This window comes from Vibrio sp. TMPB1044 (assembly GCF_030442075.1).
GTDB classification, from domain to species: Bacteria; Pseudomonadota; Gammaproteobacteria; order Enterobacterales; family Vibrionaceae; genus Vibrio; species Vibrio satsumensis.
On sequence record NZ_JAUJED010000052.1, the window covers coordinates 1 to 1,042 of the forward strand.

Genomic DNA, 1,042 nt, shown 5'->3' on the forward strand with positions numbered 1-1,042 from the left:
TGATATGGCCCCTAAAAAGTAGACACAGGGGTTTAGTTGATTAGTTCAAAGTCCATGGGACTCACTCCACCTAGAGTCCCATGTCTTCTTACTGGATTATAATAGGTATCGATATAAATTCGACTTTGCATCGTCATTTCTTGTCGTGAAAGCTGATCTAAGTTGTTCATCCACTCTTTCTTATATTGCGCAAAGAAGCTTTCGGAACAAGCGTTATCCCAACAGTTTCCTTTTCTCGACATGCTGACTTTAATCTTTCGTTTACGGTGCCAACGGATCGTCTCCAACGCTCGATACTGTATACCTTGATCGGAGTGAAACAAAAGCTCGTGACCTAAGGGCTGCCTTTGTTCCCAAGCCTTATTCAGGCTTCTTAGCACTAACTTTGCGTTATTAATACGACTTGTCGACCAACCAATCACTTTGCGTGAAAACAAATCTAAGACAACGCACAGGTATTGCCAACCATCAGTACAGCGCACCTGAGTGATATCTGACACCCAAACTCGATCGGGTTTATCCACCTTAAATTGACGGGCAAGAATGTTATAGGCAGGTATAAGCGTATTTTGTCTTGGCGCTCGTCCATATCGCTTCTTGCTCGCGCAAGAGCGATAGCCCATATTCTGCAAAAGCCTCTGTACTCGCTTTTTATTACAAATAAAGCCGTTAGCGACTGCTGCTTCCCAAAGCTTTCGATAGCCTGGAATACAATACTGAGCTTCGCTTTCTCTCCTCAAGTAGTGACTTAAAGACTCATTGTCTGTCTCTCGCTTCGATGGTTTCCTTGTTAGCCACTTGTAATAACCCGCTTTAGAAACGCCCAACCATTGGCATAGTCGAATGACAGGAAGCTTCACACTGGCCTTCTTAAGGATATACTCGAACCTTATTCTTTTTGGCTGTCGAAGAAAGCCTTCGCTTCCTTTAAGAAATCATTCTCCAGCTCTGCCATCTCAAGCTTCTTTTTCAATTGACGGATCTCTTTCTCCAGTTGTGTAACGGATGTTTCGGGACCGTGGTTAGGTATTGGGAGGGAGTT

At 43.9% G+C, this 1,042-nt stretch carries 1 pseudogene; it reads right to left on the bottom strand.

From position 1 onward, the window contains the following. Positions 1-32: 32 nt before the first annotated feature. Positions 33-920, bottom strand: a pseudogene (locus QQ041_RS22060) (IS3 family transposase); the annotation flags it as partial. Positions 921-1,042 lie beyond the last annotated feature (122 nt).